The organism is Paenibacillus sp. J2R1T-4 (genome assembly GCF_059692235.1).
Genome location: NZ_JCAUBA010000011.1, coordinates 141,144 through 162,441, shown reverse-complemented (window position 1 = coordinate 162,441; position 21,298 = coordinate 141,144). Strand labels below are relative to the sequence as shown.

The following is a 21,298-nucleotide window of genomic DNA, read 5'->3' as shown; positions in this document are numbered from 1 at the left end:
AAAGGGAAGGGAACGATGACTTTACATAGAATTAGAGTTGCTCAATCCTGCTCTAGGCGGCAACCACCGGTAGCGTAATCTCCAAGCGGCAACCGATCTCGCCTTCGGAAGAGGCCGCTCCATCACTTGATTCGGAGGCCGATGGCTCTTTGCCAGGGCCGGTACTTTCTCGAATAGCCCCTACCTCGACCGTACCTCCGAGCAAATGGATGCGCTCCATCATCGTTGTTAAGCCAAAGCCTGGCTTGGACGAGCCGAAGGGGGTGCCGTCATTGATAAGCAAGAAACGCAATCGCTGATCCTCCCGGCGCAATGTGAACGTGAATAGGCTGCAATTCCCGTGGCGGATCCCATTCGTTAATCCCTCCTGAAGCGCATGGTAAATAACTCGTTGCGTCAGCCAAGCTAGAGGAGGAAGCGGTTCAATATGCGCATCAATCTCTACACCCATTGTAAGCTCTGTATCCCGAATCAAATCGTCCAGGGCTGCATGAAGATCGAACGTCTCCCCCTCATCCTTCAACAATCGGACCGATCGACGAATATCGTCCAGACCTTTTCGCACCAGGCCATTTATAATGTCCAGCTTCTCCACGGATTTCATAAGATCGCGTCCAGCCAGCTTCTTCGAGGCTTCCAGCTGCACGATGGCTGCGGTCAAAGTGTGCCCAACTACATCGTGAATCTCATGAGCGATCCGATTGCGCTCCTCCAGTACCGATACTTCTGCTAGTGTCACTGCGGTCTCACGTACGGACGCCTCCAACGATCGATTCGCTTCCTCCAGTTCTTTTGTTCTAAGCTCAACGATGTCTTCCAGTGAGCGGTGGAACCGTTCAAGCTCTTCGTTCTTGGTCGCCAGCTCTATAGTATTGCGTTCAACTTGTCTATAGACATCCGAGAAGCGATGGACAAGAACCATGGTCAGGCAGAGCATGAACAGCAGCAATCCTCCTTGCAGCTCATGCTGGACAAGATGGTTCATTATAGGGGGGGACAAAGATACCAACCAACTCACAAAGGATGGCGACAGGTTTAATATAAGGTAGATAGCAACGGTAAAAACCAGTAAGGCGTAACCCCCGAGTAACCAGAGCGTATCCCTGTCCCGGTTCTTGCGGAATCGTTTGAACACGTAGATGCTCACCGTAACAAACACAGCAGTGAAACAATAGGGCAAATAGTCAACAAGAAGCTTCCAGTACAAATCATTGTTATACCACCCTGCAACTGCTGTCAGACCGGTATAAGCAAGTATTACGGTTTTCATCAAGCGGAAAACCCGGTGTGTGCTCAATCTTAGAGCTTCCCCGTAGAAACCGACGAACGCATAAAATCCAAAAGGGAGAAGCAAATCCTTCCAGTAATAAATAGGATCCGAATCAACCAGCCATTGTAAAAGCAGCATCTTATACATAAGGCCAATACCCGCTGACAAAGCCAGAAGAGCAAACCATAAATAGATAAAATCCTGCTTTCTTCTAAGGAACAATAAGGCGGAGGCGAGTCCTGCGGCTAGGAATAGCGTGACGTATACAAGAGTCGACCATTCATACTTCAATACATCCAATAAAAATATAAAGCGTGTCCCTATGATATTCCAAATGCCAAGGAAAGTATTGCTATTCCACTTCATCCTGATTTCAAGCCGTTTACCGGCATCTTCTGCCTTCAACGGAAGCTGATGGATTTTCATAGTGGGATGAATATGGATAGATGAACGATCTATATTGAAGCTGTATACCGTTTTTCCATCGATAAAGGCTTCAAATTGCTGAAAACCAAACAGGAACAAATAAGGATCCCTCCCAGGCAAGGCTGCGGGCAGTGTAAGACGCAGCCAGACGATCCCCTTGTAATCCGTCATCTCCGCTCTAGCTGACCGGTCGAACGCTCTCCACTCCGAGTTTGCATCGGGTGCATCGCCTTGATAGACAAGCCATCCGGATCTTTGAAAGTAATTCTGGTCCGTGTCCGCTTCCATAGAATGACCGGGGTCTTTCGGTTGCTTCTTATTAAGGAACACATACGATCCAACGGAAACCAAGATCAACGCGATCAGGAGAGCAAGAACCGATTTAGTTCGCATCCTTGAGGATCAGCTCCTTTAGCAGCGCAATCGCTTCCTGTCTGTCATTTGTACCTATTTTATTGTAAATGACGCTAATGTAATTACGCACAGTACCCTCACTCATGAACATAGTTCCGGTGATTTGTTTGTTCGTATGGCCTTCCAGCATGAGGATAATAATTTTGCGTTCTCTCTCGGTGAATGTGAGACGAGCTTGCTTTAATGCTTTCTCATCGAAGGTGTCCGCAGCAGCAGGGTTGAATGCCGATAGCCGGGCAGCTAGCTTCGCAGCGATGGCCCCAGGGAGAATAACATGGCCGTCAACCGCATCGCGAACAACCTGGATGATTCGGTCACCCGGCATGTCTTTGAGCAAGAAGCCGTCAGCTCCCCCGGCCATAGCATCGACAATGAACTTATCCTCCGCGAAGGTGGTCAGCATCAGGACAATCGTGCTGGGGTAATCACGCTTGATCCGCTTCATTCCCTCAATTCCGTCTAGAATCGGCATCTTGATATCCATTAATACAACGTTGGGACGCAGCTCACCCACGGCTTCGTAGGCTTCCAGCCCATTCCCCACTACTTTTACCACATTCAAATCATCTTCCAAATTCAGAATCGTCTGCAATCCATCTCTTAACAAAGTCTGATCGTCGGCAATTAGCAGTCTTATCATATCGGTTGAACCCTCATTTGCTGTAAAATTCTTCTTTAGACTATCACAGATCCAGGCGTTAGGGCAGGGGCTTGCGAAGAGAAATGACGGGTTATGACAAAAGTAATGACACGTTGTAACTGGCTGTATGACAAGATATGGAAGTATGATGAATCCAGTACACGCGAGACGTGTACGGGAGCATGCGGGAGGAGATGGAGTATGGGTTGGAGTAACGGAAAGAGGAGTAATAAAGCTCGAGTAACAGCCGTGCTATTGATGGTACTGACCATGTTGTATCCGAATGGGTGGATGCCTGGCAAGTCAACGGCCATTGCGGCGCAAGCAAGCTCATTATCGGTATATGAGGATGCACTATCGAGTGAATTCGTTAACTATAGCTGGGCGGACGTAGATCAGGCATCAACCGCTCAAGTCCATTCGGGAAGTCAGGCGATTCGTCTCGATCCTGATGGCGGCAAGGCGCTTTATTTCTATAAAGATCGGATCATGAATGCTGATGACTATGAGAGCTTCAGCTTCTGGATTCACGGCGGCAGTACAGGCGGGCAGAAGCTTAAGCTGGTGTTCTCTCTTGGCGGGCAGACCGTTGTCGAGCGTCAAGTGGAGAGCTTGGTGACAGGCGGGATTCCGGCTGGCAAATGGGTGGAAGTGAAGGTTAACCTGAAAGACGCGGGTATCCAAGGACTTCTGGATGGGATTTGGCTGTGGGGAGATGGTGAACAGGAGTCTGTATTCCTGGATGACATGAAGTTCCACGGCGCTACAGGTACCACTGGAGGCACTGGAACTGGAACTGGAACTGGAACTGGCACGGGTGAGCCGCAAGGTCAACAGCAGGCTATAACCGGTCTGGTCTTCGAGGAGACGGAAGTGATCGTTCGCGAAGGGAATACCCGCGCGACTACACTTAAGGCACAGCTTGCCAACGGAACGGTGATCGATCCGCCTTCAGGCTTGATGCTGCAATGGAGTTCAAACGATGAAACCATTGCAACGGTAACCGCAGCAGGTCAGGTGAAGGGTGTCAAGAGCGGTGCGACGGTTGTTCGTGCCGTATATGAATCCTTTACTGCCCAACTGCCCGTTCGAGTAACTGCCAAAGTCGGAAGCTCAGGCCCGATAGAGGAGATTGATGGTCTGTATGTATTTGACGATCAGGTACAGGAGGGCTTCACCAACTATAGTTGGGCGCAGCATGCGGTTGACGAACAAGACACGGTTCATACCGGATCGCAGTCCATACGCTTCGCACCGCGCAATGATGATGGTCTGTACTTCTATAGCGGCCGCCTCTTGACGGTAAAGGAATTCGAAAAGCTGCAGCTTTGGGTGCATGGCGGCGACAAGGGCGGACAGCAAGCTAAGCTGGTGTTCATGGCAGGCGGTCAGCCAGTCAAAGAGCTTGCGCTTGGAAGCCTCATTCCAGGCGGTATTCCAGCCGGCACATGGGCGAAGGTAGAGCTTATGCTTGCTGATCTGAATCTGCCAGGTCAACTGTTTGATGGGTTGTTAATTGCAGGTACAACTGGCGGTCAGCAAGAAGCGTTGTACCTGGACGATATTGCAGTGGTGCGTAAATATGTGGCTCCGCCGGAGGTGTTGGAAGTGAGGATGGATCGTCCTCAGCTTGTGTTGCTGCCAAGTGAGCGTCAGAGCTTGGAAGCGGAGACGTTCCTCTCCACTGGTGCGACTCAAGTAGTGACAGATACAGCGGTTTGGCAATCTGACAAACCGGAGGTTGCCCGAGTAGAGCAAGGCGCGATTGTTGCAGTTGCTCCGGGGATTGCCCGAATAACCGCTACTTATAAATCTCGGACAGCCGTTGCTTACGTACAAGTGACGGAGGTTGAAGCACAGGCCGTATATACGGATGGATTGGCGAGCGGCTTCAACAATTACAGTTGGCACTCCAAGGATCTGGCGAATACCGAGCAGACCCACTCCGGCTCCCATGCTGTGAAGTTTGAACCGGATGGCTGGGATGGAGTATGGTTCGCGGGTGATGTGAAGCGGGTCGTGGGTGAATATTACGGAATTGAGTTCTGGATCCACGGCGGGACAACCGGCGGCCAGAAGCTGATGCTGCATGCTTACAACGGAACGACCGCTCAAGGCGCTGTTGATCTCAGTCAGTATGTGCCTGGCGGTGTGATTCCAGCTGGGCAGTGGACGCGAATTACAGTCAATTTTGCGGATATGGGTCTGTACGACGAGAAATTCGACGGCATGATCTTCCAGGCTGCTACTGAAGCTAACCAGGGTGCAGTATATATCGATGATGTAAGCTTACTGCGCAATCTATATGCTGGCCAGCTTCCAGAACCGGAGCTGCCTTCCTTGGAAGTAAAGGTTGATAAGCAGGCAGACCGTCGCGCCATTAATCCGGATATATATGGGATTAACTTTGACGATATGCATACCACACAATCACAATTGCCTTTCCCTGTTCAACGCTGGGGCGGCAACAACACAACGCGGTATAACTGGGAGATTGATGCCGCCAATCGCGCATCCGACTGGTATTTCATGAACTTCCCTTACGAACAGGATCCGGCAGGCACGATGTCGGACCGGTTCATAGATAACACGCTCAGCAAAAATGGCAAGGTGCTGTTGACGATTCCGACCATTGGTTGGACGCCCAAATCCCGCGAAGTCGCTTATGGATTCGCGCAAAGCAAATACGGCCAACAAACCAGTTCTCCGAATGATTATCCGGATGCCGGCAGCGGTGTTCGCCCGGATGGCAGTCTCGTTACGAATAATGATCCCAGAGACACCTCTATTCCGATCGGACCTGATTTCGTAACGCGTTGGATCGATCATATCGCAGCACGCACGGGTAATTTGGTTCATGACTATGCACTGGATAACGAACCGGAGATTTGGCATGTCACACATCGCGACGTTCATCCGAATCCTCCAACCTATGATGAAATCTGGGGTTTCACCGAGCTCTATGGAGCAGCGATCAAAGCTAAGGACAGTCAAGCTCGTATCTTCGGTCCTACCTCATGGGGCTGGTGCGCATACTTCTATTCGTCTGCAGACAATTGCGCCAATGGACCGGATCGTGCTGCGCATGGCGGAACACCGTTCCTGGAGTGGTATTTGCAGAAGATAAAAGCGTATCAGGCAGCAACCGGCGTAAGATTGGTGGATTATCTGGATATCCATTACTACTCTCAGGAAAATGGGGTTCCAACCGGAGACGAAGGGCCGAACACGGTAAAACGTCGTTTCCAAGCCTTGAAATCGCTCTATGATCCGAATTTCATCGATGAATCCTGGATTCAGGAGCCGATCCGTCTTATCCCTCGGATGAAGGAAATGATCAACAACATCATGCCTGGGATGAAGCTTGCCATTACCGAATACAACTTCGGCAACGGCAATGGAATCAGCGTAGGCTTGGCTCAAGCAGAGGCGCTTGCTATCTTCGGACGCGAAGGGGTTGATCTTGCTACACGCTTCGGATCTCTGCCGGCAGGTACTGCACTTGAAGATGCTTTCAAGCTGTATCTGAACTATGATGGTAAAGGCAGTCAGATTAAAGGGAACAGTGTACAGACGATCAGTGCCATTGCGGATGCAGTTGGAGCTTACACAATCGTTGGCGCGGACGGCAAAACCTATGTGCTCTTGTTCAATAAAGACAATGCAGCGCGCTCCATTAATGTGACAGGTGACTTCCAAGCAACAAGCAAAGGGGAAGTATACCGATTTGATTCTAACAATCGCTTGGCATTCACCGAGCACGTGACTTCGACAACAGAAGGCTTCTCCATTAAGCTGAAAGCCAAATCCGCTGCTCTGGTTGTACTTCCATAACTTGTAACGAAGTAAGCTGTCGAGATGTCTCGGCAGCTTATTTTAGTATCAGTCTGTCAGCTCTGGAAAGTCAAATCCGTATCCATTCATAGTTGAAGCTGATAGAATAGGTCATACAGGAGGTGGTAGAGTATGATTTCGATGGCCTATTTATTCTCGGGGTTGCTAGCGTTCGCAAGTGCCGTCTTTGCGTATAAATACCGCCGGTTGCCTGGCAGCTACTTCTTTCTCCTGCTCAGCTTGTTAACGGTTAATGCCTCGATCGCTTCCAACATGGAGTACATGAGCTCTTCCTTGGAAAGCATGCTGTTATGGCGCAATGTGCAACAGATCTCCTACTTCTATTCACCGGTTATGATCCTGTACTTATCCTTGGCCCTTTCCGGGCTGGATAGGCGGATTAAGGCTAGCTGGGTGCTAGGAACGAGTGTGCTCCCGACCATCGGGTTGGGACTGATTTTCACGGATTCCTATCATCATTTGATGCGCAAATCAGTAGCTCTGGGCGAACAAGGAATCTTGCTCATTGAGCGGACAGGCCTGAATGGGCTTGTATTGTCCTATTTAACTTTGCTGTTCTTAATTACAATGGTCGTTCTTTTCAGAACCTTGATATTCACTAATGGGCTGCAGAGGAGACAAATCATTGTACTCATTCTGGGAATAACCTTTCCAACAATCATTTCTACACTGCGTTTTCTACATATATTTCCGATTTCAGGCCACTCAGCTTCAATAGCCATCACGTACATCCCTTCTTCGTTGCTGCTGTTATGGGGGATGTTCAAGTATCAGTTGTTCGAGGTCGTTCCCATAGCACGGAATAAACTATTCGACGTAATGAAGGAAGGAATCGTTGTTCTAGACGCGGATACGCGGATCGTGGATAGCAATCAGGCCGCCAGAGTGATGCTGGAACGAATAAGCGGTGAATCACATGATTCATTGAATGGAAAACGGCTAGATCAAGCGGTTAAGGGACTTGATTCGTGGATCGCTGCTCATAGCAGCTTGGAAGAGCGGGAGATTGAGCTTCGTTTCGGCACGGAGGCTGAGCCCTTGTATATAGCGGTCAAAATCATTCCAGTCATCTATGGCACCCAGACTTATGCAGGTTCTATGTCCGTCATGACGGATATGACAGAGATCAGGCGCAATGAGTTGGAGCTGAGGTGGAGAGCCGTTACGGACGGATTAACCGGTATCTATAACCGTTACGGGTTCATAGAAAAAACCGAGCACACGATACGGGCATCTTTAGAAGAAAACCTGCCGCTGTGTTTGTTGGTTGTAGATATAGATCATTTCAAGCGAATTAATGACCGGTATGGTCATCTGGCAGGAGACAAGGCGATTCAAGCGTTTGTGGGTGCAGTCGAGCGTATTCGTGAGGAATCGTGGATATTCGGACGAATAGGAGGCGAGGAATTCGCCATTACCCTGTCAAATGTAGGGGAGGTAGAAGCCTTAGCGATAGCGGAATACATCCGCGATGAAGTTCAGCAGACCGTGGTTCAGTCGTCCAAAGATAACATCCGGTTCACGGTCAGCATCGGGGTCGCTTGTCAGACGGAAGAAACCAATACCTTCGAGCGTCTGTATTCATTGGCAGATCAATCGTTGTATAAAGTCAAGCAGGGCGGCAGAAACGGAGTGCATATGGAGAATCTGGGGTGAAAATCAACCGCTAATCAAATGGACACTGCTTGTTATGCCGTATGCTCCGACTGTTTATCTCGGGCAGCTTCGATGCGAAGTCTGCGTGTCTCCCTCTCTTCAGGCAGCAGCATCGGACAATTGTAACATTTCTCACCATTCTCACGACGATCATACATGCAGCAGGAGGAACGCATCATTAATTTCTTGCCGGCTTCATATGGACTGTCGATATAACGCGGTTTGTGCTCGAATGGATTCTTCCTTCTGCCGAATACCTCTGCTGGCACTGCGCGAACTAGTGTCTGGTAATCTTGACGGAATCGTTCCAATACCTCGGGGCGCTTCTCTATCCTTTCAACATAGTCCGAGGCATATGCCATTCTGGCGCCATATTGGCTCCAGATCAGCTCTGGTTTCACGCCTGCGCTTGCGGCAGCAATCTCCACGACTGGACGGATTTCGTTCCTATAGAAGCTTGTAAGCTCAGCGGCAACCCAAGCGTCCCGATCCTGCGCTGCTTCTGGAGCCTCCTTCCATCTAAGTTCGCGTATCTTGAAGCACCCGTGGATATGGTCTTCATGCATGTCGATTTGGAACTCCATATTCGCTAGAGTCAGATCAAGGAATCGATTATGGGTAGCAAGAATCAGTTGGATGCTGGCGCACACACCAAAGAAGGCCATCCCGACGAATGAAGCAGCTAATTCCGTGCCGGTTGCCTTCAATAAAGTCCCGCTCTGCCTAATGATGGCATCCATCTGTTCTCTCCGGAGGAGATCCGTACCCGGAATTGTGGTGACTGCATCTTCTTCGCCTGTAAGCGAGATATGGAAAAAATGCTTAAGGAGCGAAAGATCCATCGGTTGTTCCATGATTATTTCCCCCGAACACTAAGTGATTGAGTTGAACACCTGCTTGTTTAATAATGATAATCATTATCATATCTTGAAGTCAAGAACTATTCCTGGTTATTTCAAAGCACTCACAAGGAGATGTGTATTGCAATTTTCTTTGGAGCATATTACAATTAATGGATGTCATTAAAGGAAAGGAATGGGGATATGAAGAAGTCCAGGAACAACCTGTTTCGTCGAGATGGTCTTCTATATCCCATTCCACTGAGACACTAGAGCGTTCTTTGGCTTTAGTGTTTTTTTATGCACAAATACTTCTTATAGGAGCGGATGAGACATGGGGAACAGGTACTCAAGAGTGTTGATCAAGCTAAGCGGAGGGGCCGTAGCGGGTAAAAGCGAGTTCGGATTCGAGCCGGAACGGTTGGATCACATTGCCAATGAAGTCATGTCTGTCGTTGAGTTAGGTGTAGAGGTATCGATTGTTATAGGCGGGGGAAATATTTTTCGCGGGAACATGGCAGAAGGCTGGGGTATTGAACGAGCGGAAGCGGATAACATCGGGACATTGGCCACTGTCGTCAACAGCCTCATGCTAAGAGGGGTTCTCAAAGCCAAGACCGCCAAGGAAGTGCGAGTCATGACGGCTCTGCCGATCACATCCGTAGCCGAGCCGTATATCCGTTTGCGAGCTGTACATCATCTGGAGAAAGGGTACATTGTTATATTTGCAGGGGGAAATGGTCAGCCCTATGTCACTACGGACTATCCATCTGTACAGCGGGCCATTGAAGTCAATTGCGAGGCTCTGCTCGTAGCGAAGCAAGGAGTGGACGGAGTGCTGAGCGCTGACCCAAGGCAGGACAAAAATGCGCGCAAATATGCAACTCTGCACTATAACGACGTGCTGCAGAACGATCTCAAGGTGATGGACCAGTCCGCTTTTATTCTTGCGCGGGATTACAATATGCCTATCCACGTCTTTAACTTCGACAAGCCAGGATCGATGAGAGAAATATGTGAAGGACGCAATAATGGAACGTTGATTAGTCGGGATTCTGTTTTGGCGTTTGATGAATAGGTCTGAGTAAGTCTGAATAGGAACAATAGCGGAACGCAGGTAGAAGCGGTTCCGCTATTGCTGCTTTTTCTACGAAATGGATTAGTCCAACACCGCGCTGCCCTGTCGCAGCTCATACTGCAGCTCCTTAATATCAATGGCATGCGGGAGTATGCCGTGGCGCACGGCGATGCTTGCCGCAGTGCCTGCCGCTTGACCTGTAGCCATACAGCTTGGGGTAAGACGAGTAGTAGCTAGCGCTTCGTGTGTTGTCGAGATGCATCTACCTCCAGCCAGCAGGTTGACCACCTTCTTGGCTAACAAGCAACGGTAAGGGATATCGTAAGCGCCATCCCCTTGCACCCAGGCAGCTGTAACGCCTTTGCCAGAAGGATCATGGATGTCGATCGGATATCCGCTGCGTGCGATGACATCGTCTTGGCGAGTGCCGGCCACCACATCCTCGCTAGTCAAGGCATAATGCCCGTCGATCCGGCGGGATTCACGAACCCCGATTTGTGCCCCAACCTGAGAGATCGAAGCTTTCTCGAACCCCGGAAGGTTGCGAGTCATGAAATCAGCCACAAGCAGCACCTGCTCTCGACCAAGCTCTTCGGCGGTCGTTAAGTCCACCACATTCGTACCGTCGAGTCCTTGTACACGTGTCGTATTAACGAGCACTTCATCCTCATTCGGCCCCGTGAAGAATAGCACTTGATCGCGATTGATCGGGAGATTCGCTTCTTTCCAATGCTTGAAAAATCCGCATATGCCCGACAAAGGAAGATTGGGCAGTTCCGCATGCGGAGTTTTACGATAAAATTCATCCGGGTGATCGATCATATATTGCTTCACTTTGACCAAATCTACGCCGCGCATTCTGAACTTCATCGTCATGGGTTGAGTAGCGCTATCTCCATCACGGCCCTTGAGGCAGGGAGCACCCGATAGATGGGCAACATCGGCGTCACCGCTCGTATCAATGAACACTTTGGCCTGCAGGTCGATCCGGCCGGATTTGGAAGTAAGCTGGACCGACTGAATCGTATCACCGCGTTCATTCATGGACACGTGATCTACGAAGCTGTGCAGCAGGAGCGTTACACCAGCTTCCCTCAGCATTTTCATAGCCAACACTTTATATACTTCCGGATTGTATGGTGTAATCGTTGAGGTGAAACCGACTGTATCTCGGACATGCCCTGGCGAGGCGTTAACGGCCATCAAGCGATCAATGATTTCCTGAGCAATTCCTCGAATCACTTGCTTGCCATCGGATGTGTGGAAGGTCATCCACGGATAGACTAACGCTGCTGTAGACATTCCGCCCAGGAAGCCGTAACGTTCCACTAACACTGTCCTGGCACCTCCGCGTCCTGATGCGATTGCTGCATTAATTCCTGCCGGTCCGCCGCCAATTACGACCACGTCCGCTGTTATCGAGCTTTGCTGTTGATTCATATTTTACTCTCCTTTGCATAGGGGCCATCTTAACTTCATTTTACTGATTCTGGAGAAAATGATTAAGTTTAATTTTGGTATCACTTAGGGTCTGTGACAAAAGGCTAACGGCTAGTTAATATTCAGTTTAAAAAACTAGTGTATCTTTGAACACAGACGAAAAGCTGAACGATCGAAAGGAGTGGAAAGGGTGCTAAAGCTATTCCGATTGTTAAAGCCTTATAAAGGACTCATTGCAGGTGTGTTGTTTCTCGTCCTGCTGCAATCTTTATCCGAATTATATCTCCCTACCTTGATGGCGGATATCGTGGATATCGGGATTGTGGATGGGGATACTGCGTACATTCTGAAGATTGGAGGATTCATGCTGCTCGTAGCGGCCGCTGGGGTGGTGTTCACGATCTGGGCGAGTCACTTGTCTGCGATTATTTCGGCAGGGTTGGGGCGGATCATTCGAGGCAAGCTGTTCGCTCATGTAGAGAACTTCTCCTTGCAGGAATTTGACAAGATTGGCACTGCGTCGCTAATCACCAGAACGACCAACGATGTCACGCAAGTCCAGCAGGTACTCATTATGATGCTGCGGATGATGGTAATGGCGCCCATGATGTGTATCGGCGGGATTATTATGGCGGTATCGAAGGACGCTAAGCTGTCTCTGGTTATCGTGGGCATAATTCCGATTCTGGTCGCGACGATATTCGGGATTGCCTGGAAGGGGATTCCTCTCTTCAAGGTGATGCAGAGCAAGCTCGATAAGCTGAATCTGGTGCTGCGTGAATCGTTGACGGGTATTCGTGTCATTCGTTCCTTCAATCGAGTGGACTATGAGAAGAAACGCTTCGATGAAGCGAACGCGGATCTGACCAATACGGCAATCCGGGCTAATCAGATTATGGCAGCCATGATGCCTGCTATGATCTTGATTCTGAATTTCTCCTCCATTGCTATTATCTGGTTCGGTGGGCTGCGCATTGAAGGCGGAGGGATGCAGGTCGGTGATCTGATGGCCTTTATTCAATATGCAATGCAGATTATGTTCTCTCTCATCATGGTATCGATGATGTTCGTTATGGTGCCGCGCGCATCCGCATCTGCTGTGCGAATCAATGAGGTGTTGGAGATGAAGCCGGAGATTAAGGATGCGGAGCATGTGAAACGTTCATCCGAGCACAAACGCGGCTACGTTCGGTTCGAGAATGTGACCTTCAGCTATCCCGGTGCGGAAGCGCCTGCTGTGGATGGCATATCCTTCGAGGCTGGTCCGGGAGAGATCACGGCAATTATCGGGGGTACGGGTTCGGGCAAATCGACACTCGTCAGCTTGATACCGCGATTCTATGATATGAACGCCGGGGGCTTGTTCATAGACGATGTTGATGTTCGCGAGATGTCACAGGAGCATCTGCGATCGAAGATCGGTTTTGTCCCGCAGAAGGCGGTGTTGTTCACGGGTACGGTGGCCGAGAATATCCGTTATGGGAAAGAAGCTGCAACCGATGAAGAGATCCGTCATGCGGCGAAGGTAGCGCAGGCTACGGAATTCATTAGCGGAATGAAGGAAGGCTTCGACTCCGTCTTGGCACAAGGGGGAAAAAACGTATCCGGCGGACAGAAGCAGCGTTTGTCCATTGCTAGAGCGTTGGTAAGGAAGCCGGAAATTTATATATTTGACGATAGCTTCTCGGCACTAGATTTCAAGACAGACGCTCAACTGCGGGCAGCACTAAAGTCTGAAATTGAAGATTCTACCGTGCTTATTGTCGCCCAACGGGTTAGTACAGTTATGGATGCCGATCGCATTGTCGTGCTGGATGACGGCAAGATCGCAGGGATCGGAACACACAGTGAGCTTATGGAGTTCTGTGAAGTATATCGGGAGATCGTATATTCCCAGCTGTCTGAGGAGGAGATCGCATGAGTCAGGCACAAAGAGGATCAGCTTCTGGCGGACATTCGGCCCCAGGTACGAGTCCAGGCGGAGGTGGAGGAGGATGGAGAGGTCCTGGCGGAGGCCCTCCCGGGATGGGAATGGGCATGCCCCCGCAGAAGGCAAAGGACTTCAAGGGTACTTTCCGCAGACTCGTTGGATATTTAAGGCCTTATCGATTTCGTCTTCTTACCGTTCTATTAACGGCCGTATTGAGCACAATCTTTTCGATTATCAGTCCGAAGCTGATGGGAAATGCAACCACAAAGCTGTTCGAAGGCATCATGGGCAAGATGAATGGAGTGCCTGGTGCCGGTATTGATTTTGATTACATCCTCCAAATTGTACTGATTCTGTTAGGGCTGTACTTGCTGAGCGCCGTATTCGGTTATATCATGCAATATCTGATGGCTGGTGTAGCGCAGAAGACCGTCTATGACCTGCGGCGGGAAGTAAGCAACAAGCTGACGCGCATGCCGCTTAACTTCTTCGATTCCCGTACTCATGGGGAGATTATGAGCCGTGCCGTCAACGACGTCGACAATATCAGCGGTACGCTGCAGCAAAGCTTGACCCAGCTTATCACTTCCGTTGTCACTATATTAGGTGTCATTGTGATGATGCTGACGATCAGTCCATTGTTGACCGTCATTCTGGTACTGACGATTCCGCTTAGCTTTGTTGTGGTCAGAGGGGTTGCGAAGCGTTCGCAGCAGCACTTCGTGGGCCAACAGAAGCATCTTGGAGAATTGAACGGCCATGTGGAGGAGATGTATACCGGACACCGGATTGTGAAGGCATTCGGGTATGAACGGAAGTCGATCGACAAATTCAACGGAATCAATGACCAGCTCTACGAATCCGGCCGTAAGGCGCAGTTCATCTCGGGTATTATGATGCCGCTCATCTCGTTCGTGAACAATATCGGGTATGTGATGATCTGCGTGGTTGGGGGGCTTCTGGTTACACGTCAAGCGATTCAGATTGGAGATATCCAGGCTTTTATCCAGTATGCCAGACAGTTCTCGATGCCGATTGCTCAGACGGCGAATATCGCCAATGTAATCCAGTCCACCATTGCGTCGGCTGAACGGGTATTCGAGCTGCTGGATGAGCAGGAGGAGGTTCCGGAGGCAGTGAACGCTGAAGTCCTTACATCTCCGCAAGGGAATGTACAGTTCCGAAGCGTGAAGTTCGGATACAAAGAAGATGCGATCCTGATTGAGAACATGAACATTGATGTGCAAAAGGGGCAGACCATAGCAATCGTTGGGCCAACCGGTGCAGGCAAAACCACCCTGATTAACCTGCTTATGCGGTTCTATGAAGTGAATGGGGGGTCCATTACCGTGGACGGTGTGGACATTACGGACTTGAAGCGTCGTAACCTGTACAGCCTGTTCGGGATGGTTCTCCAGGATACATGGCTGTTCAATGGAACGATCCGCGATAACATCGGTTACGGGCGCGAAGGCGCGACCGAGGAAGAAATTGTGCAGGCTGCAGTTGCAGCACACGCTGATCACTTCATTCGCACATTGCCGGATGGGTATGATACGATTCTGAATGAAGAAGCGTCTAATATCTCCCAGGGTCAGAAGCAACTGTTGACGATTGCCCGAGCGATTCTGGCGGATCCGGCGATTCTCATTCTGGATGAAGCGACCAGCAGTGTCGATACGCGTACGGAAGTGTACATCCAAAAAGCGATGCAGCAGCTAATGCAGGGCCGGACCAGCTTCGTGATCGCCCATAGGCTGTCTACCATTCGCGATGCCGATCTGATTCTTGTTATGAATCATGGCAGTGTGATCGAGAAGGGCACTCATCTGGAGTTGCTTGAGCAAGAGGGCTTCTATGCCGAGCTGTATAACAGCCAGTTCACGGGCGGCAAAAGCTTGAGCTCTGTGGTGTAATGTAGGACGGAATCGATATAAAAACGAAATTTAATCAGATAGAGGGAGCAAATCACTGTATGAGTTCTACATCCATTCCAGGTAATCCAGGTAATCTACAGCCTGATTTCAGTATCAAATCAATCTTAGTTCCACTAATCGCGATTATCGCCGGCGTGTTCATGGTTGTGTTGGATTCTACCGCTATGAACGTAGCTTTGTCGAGCTTGGTGCATGACTTCGACGCGGATCTGCCTACGCTGCAATGGACAGTCACAGGGTATATGCTAGCTCAAGCTGCTGTAATCCCGTTATCCGGATGGTTATCGGACCGATACGGAGCCAAGAAGATTTTTCTTATCTCTGTAACGCTATTCACCCTAGGCTCTATCCTTTGTGCTACACCGAATAGTGCGGAGTGGTTGATCGTATTCCGTGTAATCCAAGGCTTGGGCGGAGGCTGTGTTCTGCCTGTCGCAATGGCTTATATTTACCGGCTAAGCCCGCCTCACAAAGTGGGAGCGGTTATGGGGATGATGGGGCTTCCGATCCTGTTCGCACCTGCTATTGGTCCGGTGTTATCCGGCTGGCTAGTTGAATTTCATTCCTGGCGCTGGATCTTCCTGATTAACATTCCCATCGGGATTATATGTTTAATGATTGGCTTCCGACGCCTCCCGAAGATAGAGAAGCATGCTGTGAAAAGCATAGACGTCCCGGGAATGTTCCTCGGGCCTCTGGCATTTGCAGCCTTGTCTTACGGGGTTAGTGAAGGGGCACATGGTTGGTCCTCGGACAAAACGATCATCGGTCTATGTGTAGGTACCGCTGCGCTCATCGCCTTCATTATTGTGGAGCTGCGATCTCGCTCTCCTTTATTAGAGCTAAGAATATTCCGTTCTCCGGATTTCTCAATCGGGATTGTCGTTCAATGGATTGTTCAGTTCGGGTTATACGGTGCACTCTTCCTTATGCCGCAATTTCTTCAACAGGCGCGAGGGTTCGGGTCCTTTGATACGGGATTAATCTTGCTGCCGCAGGCGCTCGCATCGGGGCTAATGATGCCGATTGCCGGAATGTTGTATGACAAAATCGGGGTGCGTTGGCTCGTAGTAGCAGGGCTATCTCTGATCACAGGCGCGCTTTACCAATATTCGCACGTCGATATGATGACGACAGGCAAAGACATCATGCTTCCGCTTATTATGTGCGGAGCGGGTATGGGTATGATGATGATGCCGTTGAATACCCATCTGATCAGTAAGACGCCGCGCGAGCTGGTGAGCCGAGTAACCTCGGTGACCAATGCGATGCAGCAGGTCATCAACTCCTTGGCCGTAGCTACGCTGGTAACGATCCTTACCTCGCAGACAGCGGACAATGTAGCTGAGATGCAAGCAGGCGGAGCGAAGGTGGATGTGCTCGAAGCAATGGTTCACGGCTTCCGGGATACCTTCCACATTATGATCTACATCGCCATTGGAGGTGCGGTTCTAGGTCTTCTGCTGCGGCGCGGCAAAAAACCGGAAGGTGCGCAAGGGAAGGCTGGCGATGTACAAGAGGAGCAGCTCTCTACCAGTGTCATGCACTAGAACACGGTTAAAGTCGAACAAAAAGGCAGGAAGATGGAGCGCAAAAGTGTCAGCGGTCGCCAGTTGCGCTTAGAGCCCATCTTCTTGCTCTCCTACACGCAAATTGAACTCAATCACCAATGGAACGCTGGAGTATCATCTCCAGCGTTCTTTTAACATATCAAAGTATATAATTCGAGGGGGTTGCCCTTTTAATCGTGATAGGGTCTAATAAATATTAGAATTTCTTTAGCGGATTAAAGTAGATGTCGATGATTTATACACAGATAGGCTATTTCGGTGAGTTTTCGCGTCTAGATGTACAAAATTTCGACATCTAAGGCCCATTTCGACGGGTTTTAAGCCTATTAGGATGCATTTTGAAGAGTTTGAGTGTTTAGATGTATAAATCTTCGACATCTAGATCATTAAACAGCCTGTTTTCCGGGTTAGATGTCGAATTCGTCTACATCTACCCTACATGAATCTGATCCAAGAGGCTCTTCATCCAAAGTCGAATAGAAAGGGCGGGAGAGGGTGACAGTCATGGCCAATAAACGATTCCTCATTATCGGCGGAGGTATTGCTGGATTAAGTGCGGCTATCGCACTCTTCCGTCAATTCGAGCGACTGCGCATCCCGTGTACTCGCAAGATTGTGAATTCCTCTTGGTCGATCGGGCGAGTGGCGCAGCTGGAATCGAAGCTGTTGTGCTCCGCGAGGAATGGATTGTTCCGAGCCATCCCTGCAAGCGCAAGTGAAAGGCAATTAAGGTTCTTGCTGAACGTGCAATTCGATGAGCTTGGATCCTAGTCTCGACAGCGTCCTTATACCATGCAAGCACAAGTAAAAGCGTTCCGCCTGAGTAGGCAGAACGCTTATTGGGCATGCTTCAGCTAGCGGAAGCATGGGCTATCTATTCTTCCTCGCGATCCGGGAGCTGGAGAACATACGTATCTGAGATGTTCAGCAGCTTGAGCGCTCGTTCGAATTCCTCTTCTGTCGCTGCAGCGCCTTCCCTATTGGTCAAAGGGAATTGCGTACCATCCGCGAACCCGCTCCCTGAGAGGAACAGTGAGCTGTCGCTCATGAATGAGCCAGAAGGCAAATAATAACGCTGCGGTAATAAATTGCGAGTGTTGTTCAGCAAATCTTGTCCGAAATGAATGTGGTCGTCCAAGGATAAGCCCATAAGATTAGCAATCGTAGGCATATTGTCTACTTGTCCGCCGATTTGTTGGAACTCCTGCGGATGTGTGATTCCAGGAGCAGCGACAATCATAGGCACATTAACCATATCGGTATAATTATATTCTTTACCAAAGATCTCGACCATTAATTTCTTCTCTTCCTGATCGAGTGAATTCATTGGAATCCCGCGATGATCACCATACAGGACGATCAGACTGTTGTCCCAGATTCCATCCTTCTTCAAGCGCTCGATGAACTGGCCCAGAGCATAGTCTGCGTAGTTCTGCGAGACGAGATAGTCGCCAACGAGTGTATTCTGGAAACGTTCCGGAACCGTGAATCTCTCCTTCCCCTCTGGCAGAGTGAAGGGATGGTGTGCGGACATCGAGATTACATGCGCATAAAAGGGTTGGCCGCTCTGCTGTTTCTTAAGCAATTCATCTGCCGTCTTTTTGTACAAGATTTCGTCGGAAGAGCCGAACGCTATAGGGTCATCCGTACCGAAGTAGGATTGATCGTAATACTTTTGGAACCCAATAGCCTGATATAGCTCTCCTCGATTCCAGAATTCTACCACATTGGTGTGAAAGGTAGATGTCGAATAACCCTTCTCTTCCAACAAGCGAGGCAAGCTAGGAAGAACTTTACCTGCATATTGTTGGGAAGCCGCTCCGCGAGGAGGAATGTAAAAGGAAGTATTCGTAAGGAATTCGGCGTCCGACGTGTTGCCTTGGCCCGCTTGTTGATAGTAGTTAGGGAAGTAGAAATTGCCATTGGCCAACTGATTCATAACGGGTGTGACTTCTTTGCCGTTTACTTTATAGTTAATCAAGAAATCCTGGAAGGACTCCATTTGGATAATAATCAGATTCCGGTCTTCCGCAGCCTTCCAATAGGTTGGGTTGGTTACGGGTGTTATTTTCTTCAACTCATTAATTCGGCTCTGATTCACCTGCGACGAGTCGACCAGCTCCACTTTATCTTTGGCGAACAAAGTGTACATTTCATAGTTGAGAATGCCCATTTGCTCCGCTTTTACATGTTCATTCAGACTAGCACGGTGAGGCAATACATCCAACAGGAGCAAAAGTACAGAGGCTGAGAACAGGAGCGCCACTGCGCTTTTCTTGATTCGCACCGTACTAATTTTGTGCCAAACCAGCTTGCTTTCCTTGCGGAACATGAACACAAAGAACAGCACAATATCCATGAAGACCGGCAAATAGTAAGGATCTACCAGTTTAAATACGCTTTTCTGAACCGCTGTCACTTGATTGACTTGTTTCAGGGAATGGTAAGTGGCAATAACGCCGTAATATTTGAAATACATAATGATTGTGAATAGCAGGACGGTAATGAATAGATTCACCCATAAATAGACCGCTAATTTACGTTTGGTGGCGAACCATTCTATGAAACAGAACACGATCCAGATCAGCGGCAGCTCCTTCAATAGAGTTGTCCACGAAGGGCCATTGTCGAATAGAATCATCCACGCCAAGTAGCTTTTGAGCAGCAGCATAACGGTGAAGAACATAAAGGGTCGGAAATGCAGCAACCGCTCAGATGTTAACCATGATCGCATATATATCAACGCCTTCTTTACTAATAAGGTGGTCATTATTAATATTGTGTAAAACCACATTCAGACTCTATTATGCTCCTTTGAGTGGGGCTGTGTCAAAAGGGACAGGTTGGCAGTTTAATAGAAAAGGCCGCCCTGACAGTAGTTAACCTACTTTAAGGACGACCTTATGTTCCAAAATGTTGCAATGAAATAGCTTATGGTTGTACAGTTGTTCCGGATTCAGCGGAAGTGGAAGTGAGCGTATTCGACTCGATGAGTAAAGGCACCTCTTTGGCAAAAAACTGCTGATAGGTTGCGCTTGCGAGCGATTGTTTCAATTGGGCTTTGACTTGTTCAAGTGACTGTGTGGAACGGGCTTCCACCTCAATAAGGTGATAGCCGAACTCAGTCTTGACCGGCTCGCTAAGCTGCTTGAGCGGAAGCTCTGCCGCCGCCTTCTTGAACGCAGCAACATAACCGCTGATAGCGGCATTCGAGTATCGGCCGCCATTGTTCTTGGAGCCTTCATCATCGGAGTTCGCCTTAGCCAACTCATCGAAGCTGGCGCCTTTCAGGAGCTCATCGCGCAATCCTTTAGCTTTGGCGAGTGCCTCCTCCTCGGTACGTAGAACTTGTCCCGTGTTAGGATCGGCTGTAGAGATAAGGATGTGGCGAACGGTTGCAGTGACGAACGCTGCGGAGTCCGCATTACGCTGACGATCGTATTCCGCTTGCAGAGCGGTGTCATCTATTAGCAGTTGAACCGCTTGTTGGGATTGGGCACGAAGCTGAATGTAGCGCTTCAAGTCCAGTTCAGTTAAGTTCAAAGGCTTGAGAGCAGCCCCAAGAGCAGAAGAAGAACCGAAGTATTGTATAATTTGAGTCATCTCATTCGCTATGGCTGCTTCGGCTTGCTTCACAGCGGCATCATCTGCTCGGGCTGATAATACTTTCAAGCCAATTAGCTGACGCAGCATCTCCTGCTTGAAGCTCGGATTATTAACAGACGAGGCAGCTTGCGGATTATAGAAGGTTACTGAGCTTATGTACGTATCGAGCTCGATTTTCGTAATAACACCGCCCTTATATGTGGCAACGGTGCTTAAGCCTGCTCCGCCATAATTTTTACCGATCCAGACCGTGCCTGTCTCATTGTCGAAGCCCACTTCTTTACCCAAAGTCTCCGCTACGAAGCGAAGGGGGACATAAGTGGTATCGTTGTAAATAAAACCTTGCTGCTCGGCGGCAGGCTGCTTCTCCACTCCGTCAAACATGTACTTCAGCTCGCGAAAATAAACCCCGATGTCCGTGCTCGTTGTGGCATAAGTAAGCGTTCCGGTCATCATGGTGCCGAGCGCCAATCCGACCAATAATCCTTTTAGCTTGTCTTTCATCAACTTCATCCTCTCTTCTCTTCTCTTTTCTTCAAATTCGTGTGCCTGAAAGGTGCTGCTTGTTTTAGTATTCCGCATTCATATGTCGATCTCCTGCCGTTGTTTATATTCGGTTCATATTGAACAATTATA

At 49.3% G+C, this 21,298-nt stretch carries 13 protein-coding genes; 7 read left to right on the top strand and 6 right to left on the bottom strand.

The window, feature by feature from the left end; genetic code table 11:
* Positions 1–52: 52 nt before the first annotated feature.
* Complete coding sequence (locus AC58QD_RS19140) at positions 53–2,089, bottom strand: sensor histidine kinase (RefSeq protein WP_497336170.1); 2,037 nt, start codon at positions 2,087–2,089, stop codon at positions 53–55.
* On the bottom strand, positions 2,079–2,750 hold the full coding sequence (locus AC58QD_RS19135; protein WP_497336168.1) for a response regulator: 672 nt from the start codon (positions 2,748–2,750) through the stop codon (positions 2,079–2,081). Before AC58QD_RS19135 ends, AC58QD_RS19140 begins: the two co-directional genes overlap by 11 nt.
* A gap of 93 nt (positions 2,751–2,843) precedes the next feature.
* On the opposite strand from AC58QD_RS19135, the gene AC58QD_RS19130 reads away from it, so the two are divergent.
* Complete coding sequence (locus tag AC58QD_RS19130; RefSeq protein ID WP_497336166.1) at positions 2,844–6,584, top strand: glycoside hydrolase family 44 protein; 3,741 nt, start codon at positions 2,844–2,846, stop codon at positions 6,582–6,584.
* A gap of 132 nt (positions 6,585–6,716) precedes the next feature.
* Positions 6,717–8,261 (top strand): histidine kinase N-terminal 7TM domain-containing diguanylate cyclase, encoded by a 1,545-nt coding sequence (locus AC58QD_RS19125; protein WP_497336164.1) that lies wholly within the window; start codon positions 6,717–6,719, stop codon positions 8,259–8,261.
* Between the two features lie 32 nt (positions 8,262–8,293).
* Here AC58QD_RS19125 and AC58QD_RS19120 read toward each other — a convergent pair whose 3' ends face one another.
* Complete coding sequence (locus AC58QD_RS19120; protein WP_497336162.1) at positions 8,294–9,115, bottom strand: (2Fe-2S)-binding protein; 822 nt, start codon at positions 9,113–9,115, stop codon at positions 8,294–8,296.
* Positions 9,116–9,434: 319 nt separating this feature from the next.
* Between AC58QD_RS19120 and pyrH the strand changes: the two genes are divergently transcribed.
* Positions 9,435–10,178: a UMP kinase gene (pyrH, locus tag AC58QD_RS19115; RefSeq protein ID WP_497336160.1), complete on the top strand. Its 744-nt coding sequence runs from the start codon at positions 9,435–9,437 to the stop codon at positions 10,176–10,178.
* 81 nt (positions 10,179–10,259) lie between these two features.
* Here pyrH and AC58QD_RS19110 read toward each other — a convergent pair whose 3' ends face one another.
* Entirely contained in the window at positions 10,260–11,618 is a 1,359-nt protein-coding gene (locus tag AC58QD_RS19110; RefSeq protein WP_497336158.1) for an FAD-dependent oxidoreductase, read from the bottom strand.
* A 190-nt stretch (positions 11,619–11,808) separates the two neighbouring features.
* Here AC58QD_RS19110 and AC58QD_RS19105 point away from each other — a divergent pair, with 190 nt between their 5' ends.
* From AC58QD_RS19105 to AC58QD_RS19090, 4 genes are all read left to right on the top strand, one after another.
* On the top strand, positions 11,809–13,539 hold the full coding sequence (locus tag AC58QD_RS19105) for an ABC transporter ATP-binding protein (protein ID WP_497336156.1): 1,731 nt from the start codon (positions 11,809–11,811) through the stop codon (positions 13,537–13,539).
* Positions 13,536–15,464 carry an ABC transporter ATP-binding protein gene (locus AC58QD_RS19100; protein WP_497336154.1) on the top strand — a complete coding sequence of 643 codons (1,929 nt, stop codon included), beginning with the start codon at positions 13,536–13,538 and terminating at the stop codon, positions 15,462–15,464. Before AC58QD_RS19105 ends, AC58QD_RS19100 begins: the two co-directional genes overlap by 4 nt.
* 59 nt (positions 15,465–15,523) lie before the next feature.
* Positions 15,524–17,035: a DHA2 family efflux MFS transporter permease subunit gene (locus AC58QD_RS19095; RefSeq protein ID WP_497336152.1), complete on the top strand. Its 1,512-nt coding sequence runs from the start codon at positions 15,524–15,526 to the stop codon at positions 17,033–17,035.
* Positions 17,036–17,560: 525 nt separating this feature from the next.
* Positions 17,561–17,827 (top strand): hypothetical protein, encoded by a 267-nt coding sequence (locus AC58QD_RS19090; RefSeq protein ID WP_497336150.1) that lies wholly within the window; start codon positions 17,561–17,563, stop codon positions 17,825–17,827.
* Positions 17,828–17,930: 103 nt separating this feature from the next.
* Here AC58QD_RS19090 and AC58QD_RS19085 read toward each other — a convergent pair whose 3' ends face one another.
* Together AC58QD_RS19085 and AC58QD_RS19080 are read right to left on the bottom strand one after the other, a co-directional pair.
* Positions 17,931–19,790: an LTA synthase family protein gene (locus tag AC58QD_RS19085; protein ID WP_497336148.1), complete on the bottom strand. Its 1,860-nt coding sequence runs from the start codon at positions 19,788–19,790 to the stop codon at positions 17,931–17,933.
* Between the two features lie 197 nt (positions 19,791–19,987).
* Complete coding sequence (locus AC58QD_RS19080; RefSeq protein ID WP_497336146.1) at positions 19,988–21,244, bottom strand: peptidylprolyl isomerase; 1,257 nt, start codon at positions 21,242–21,244, stop codon at positions 19,988–19,990.
* Positions 21,245–21,298 lie beyond the last annotated feature (54 nt).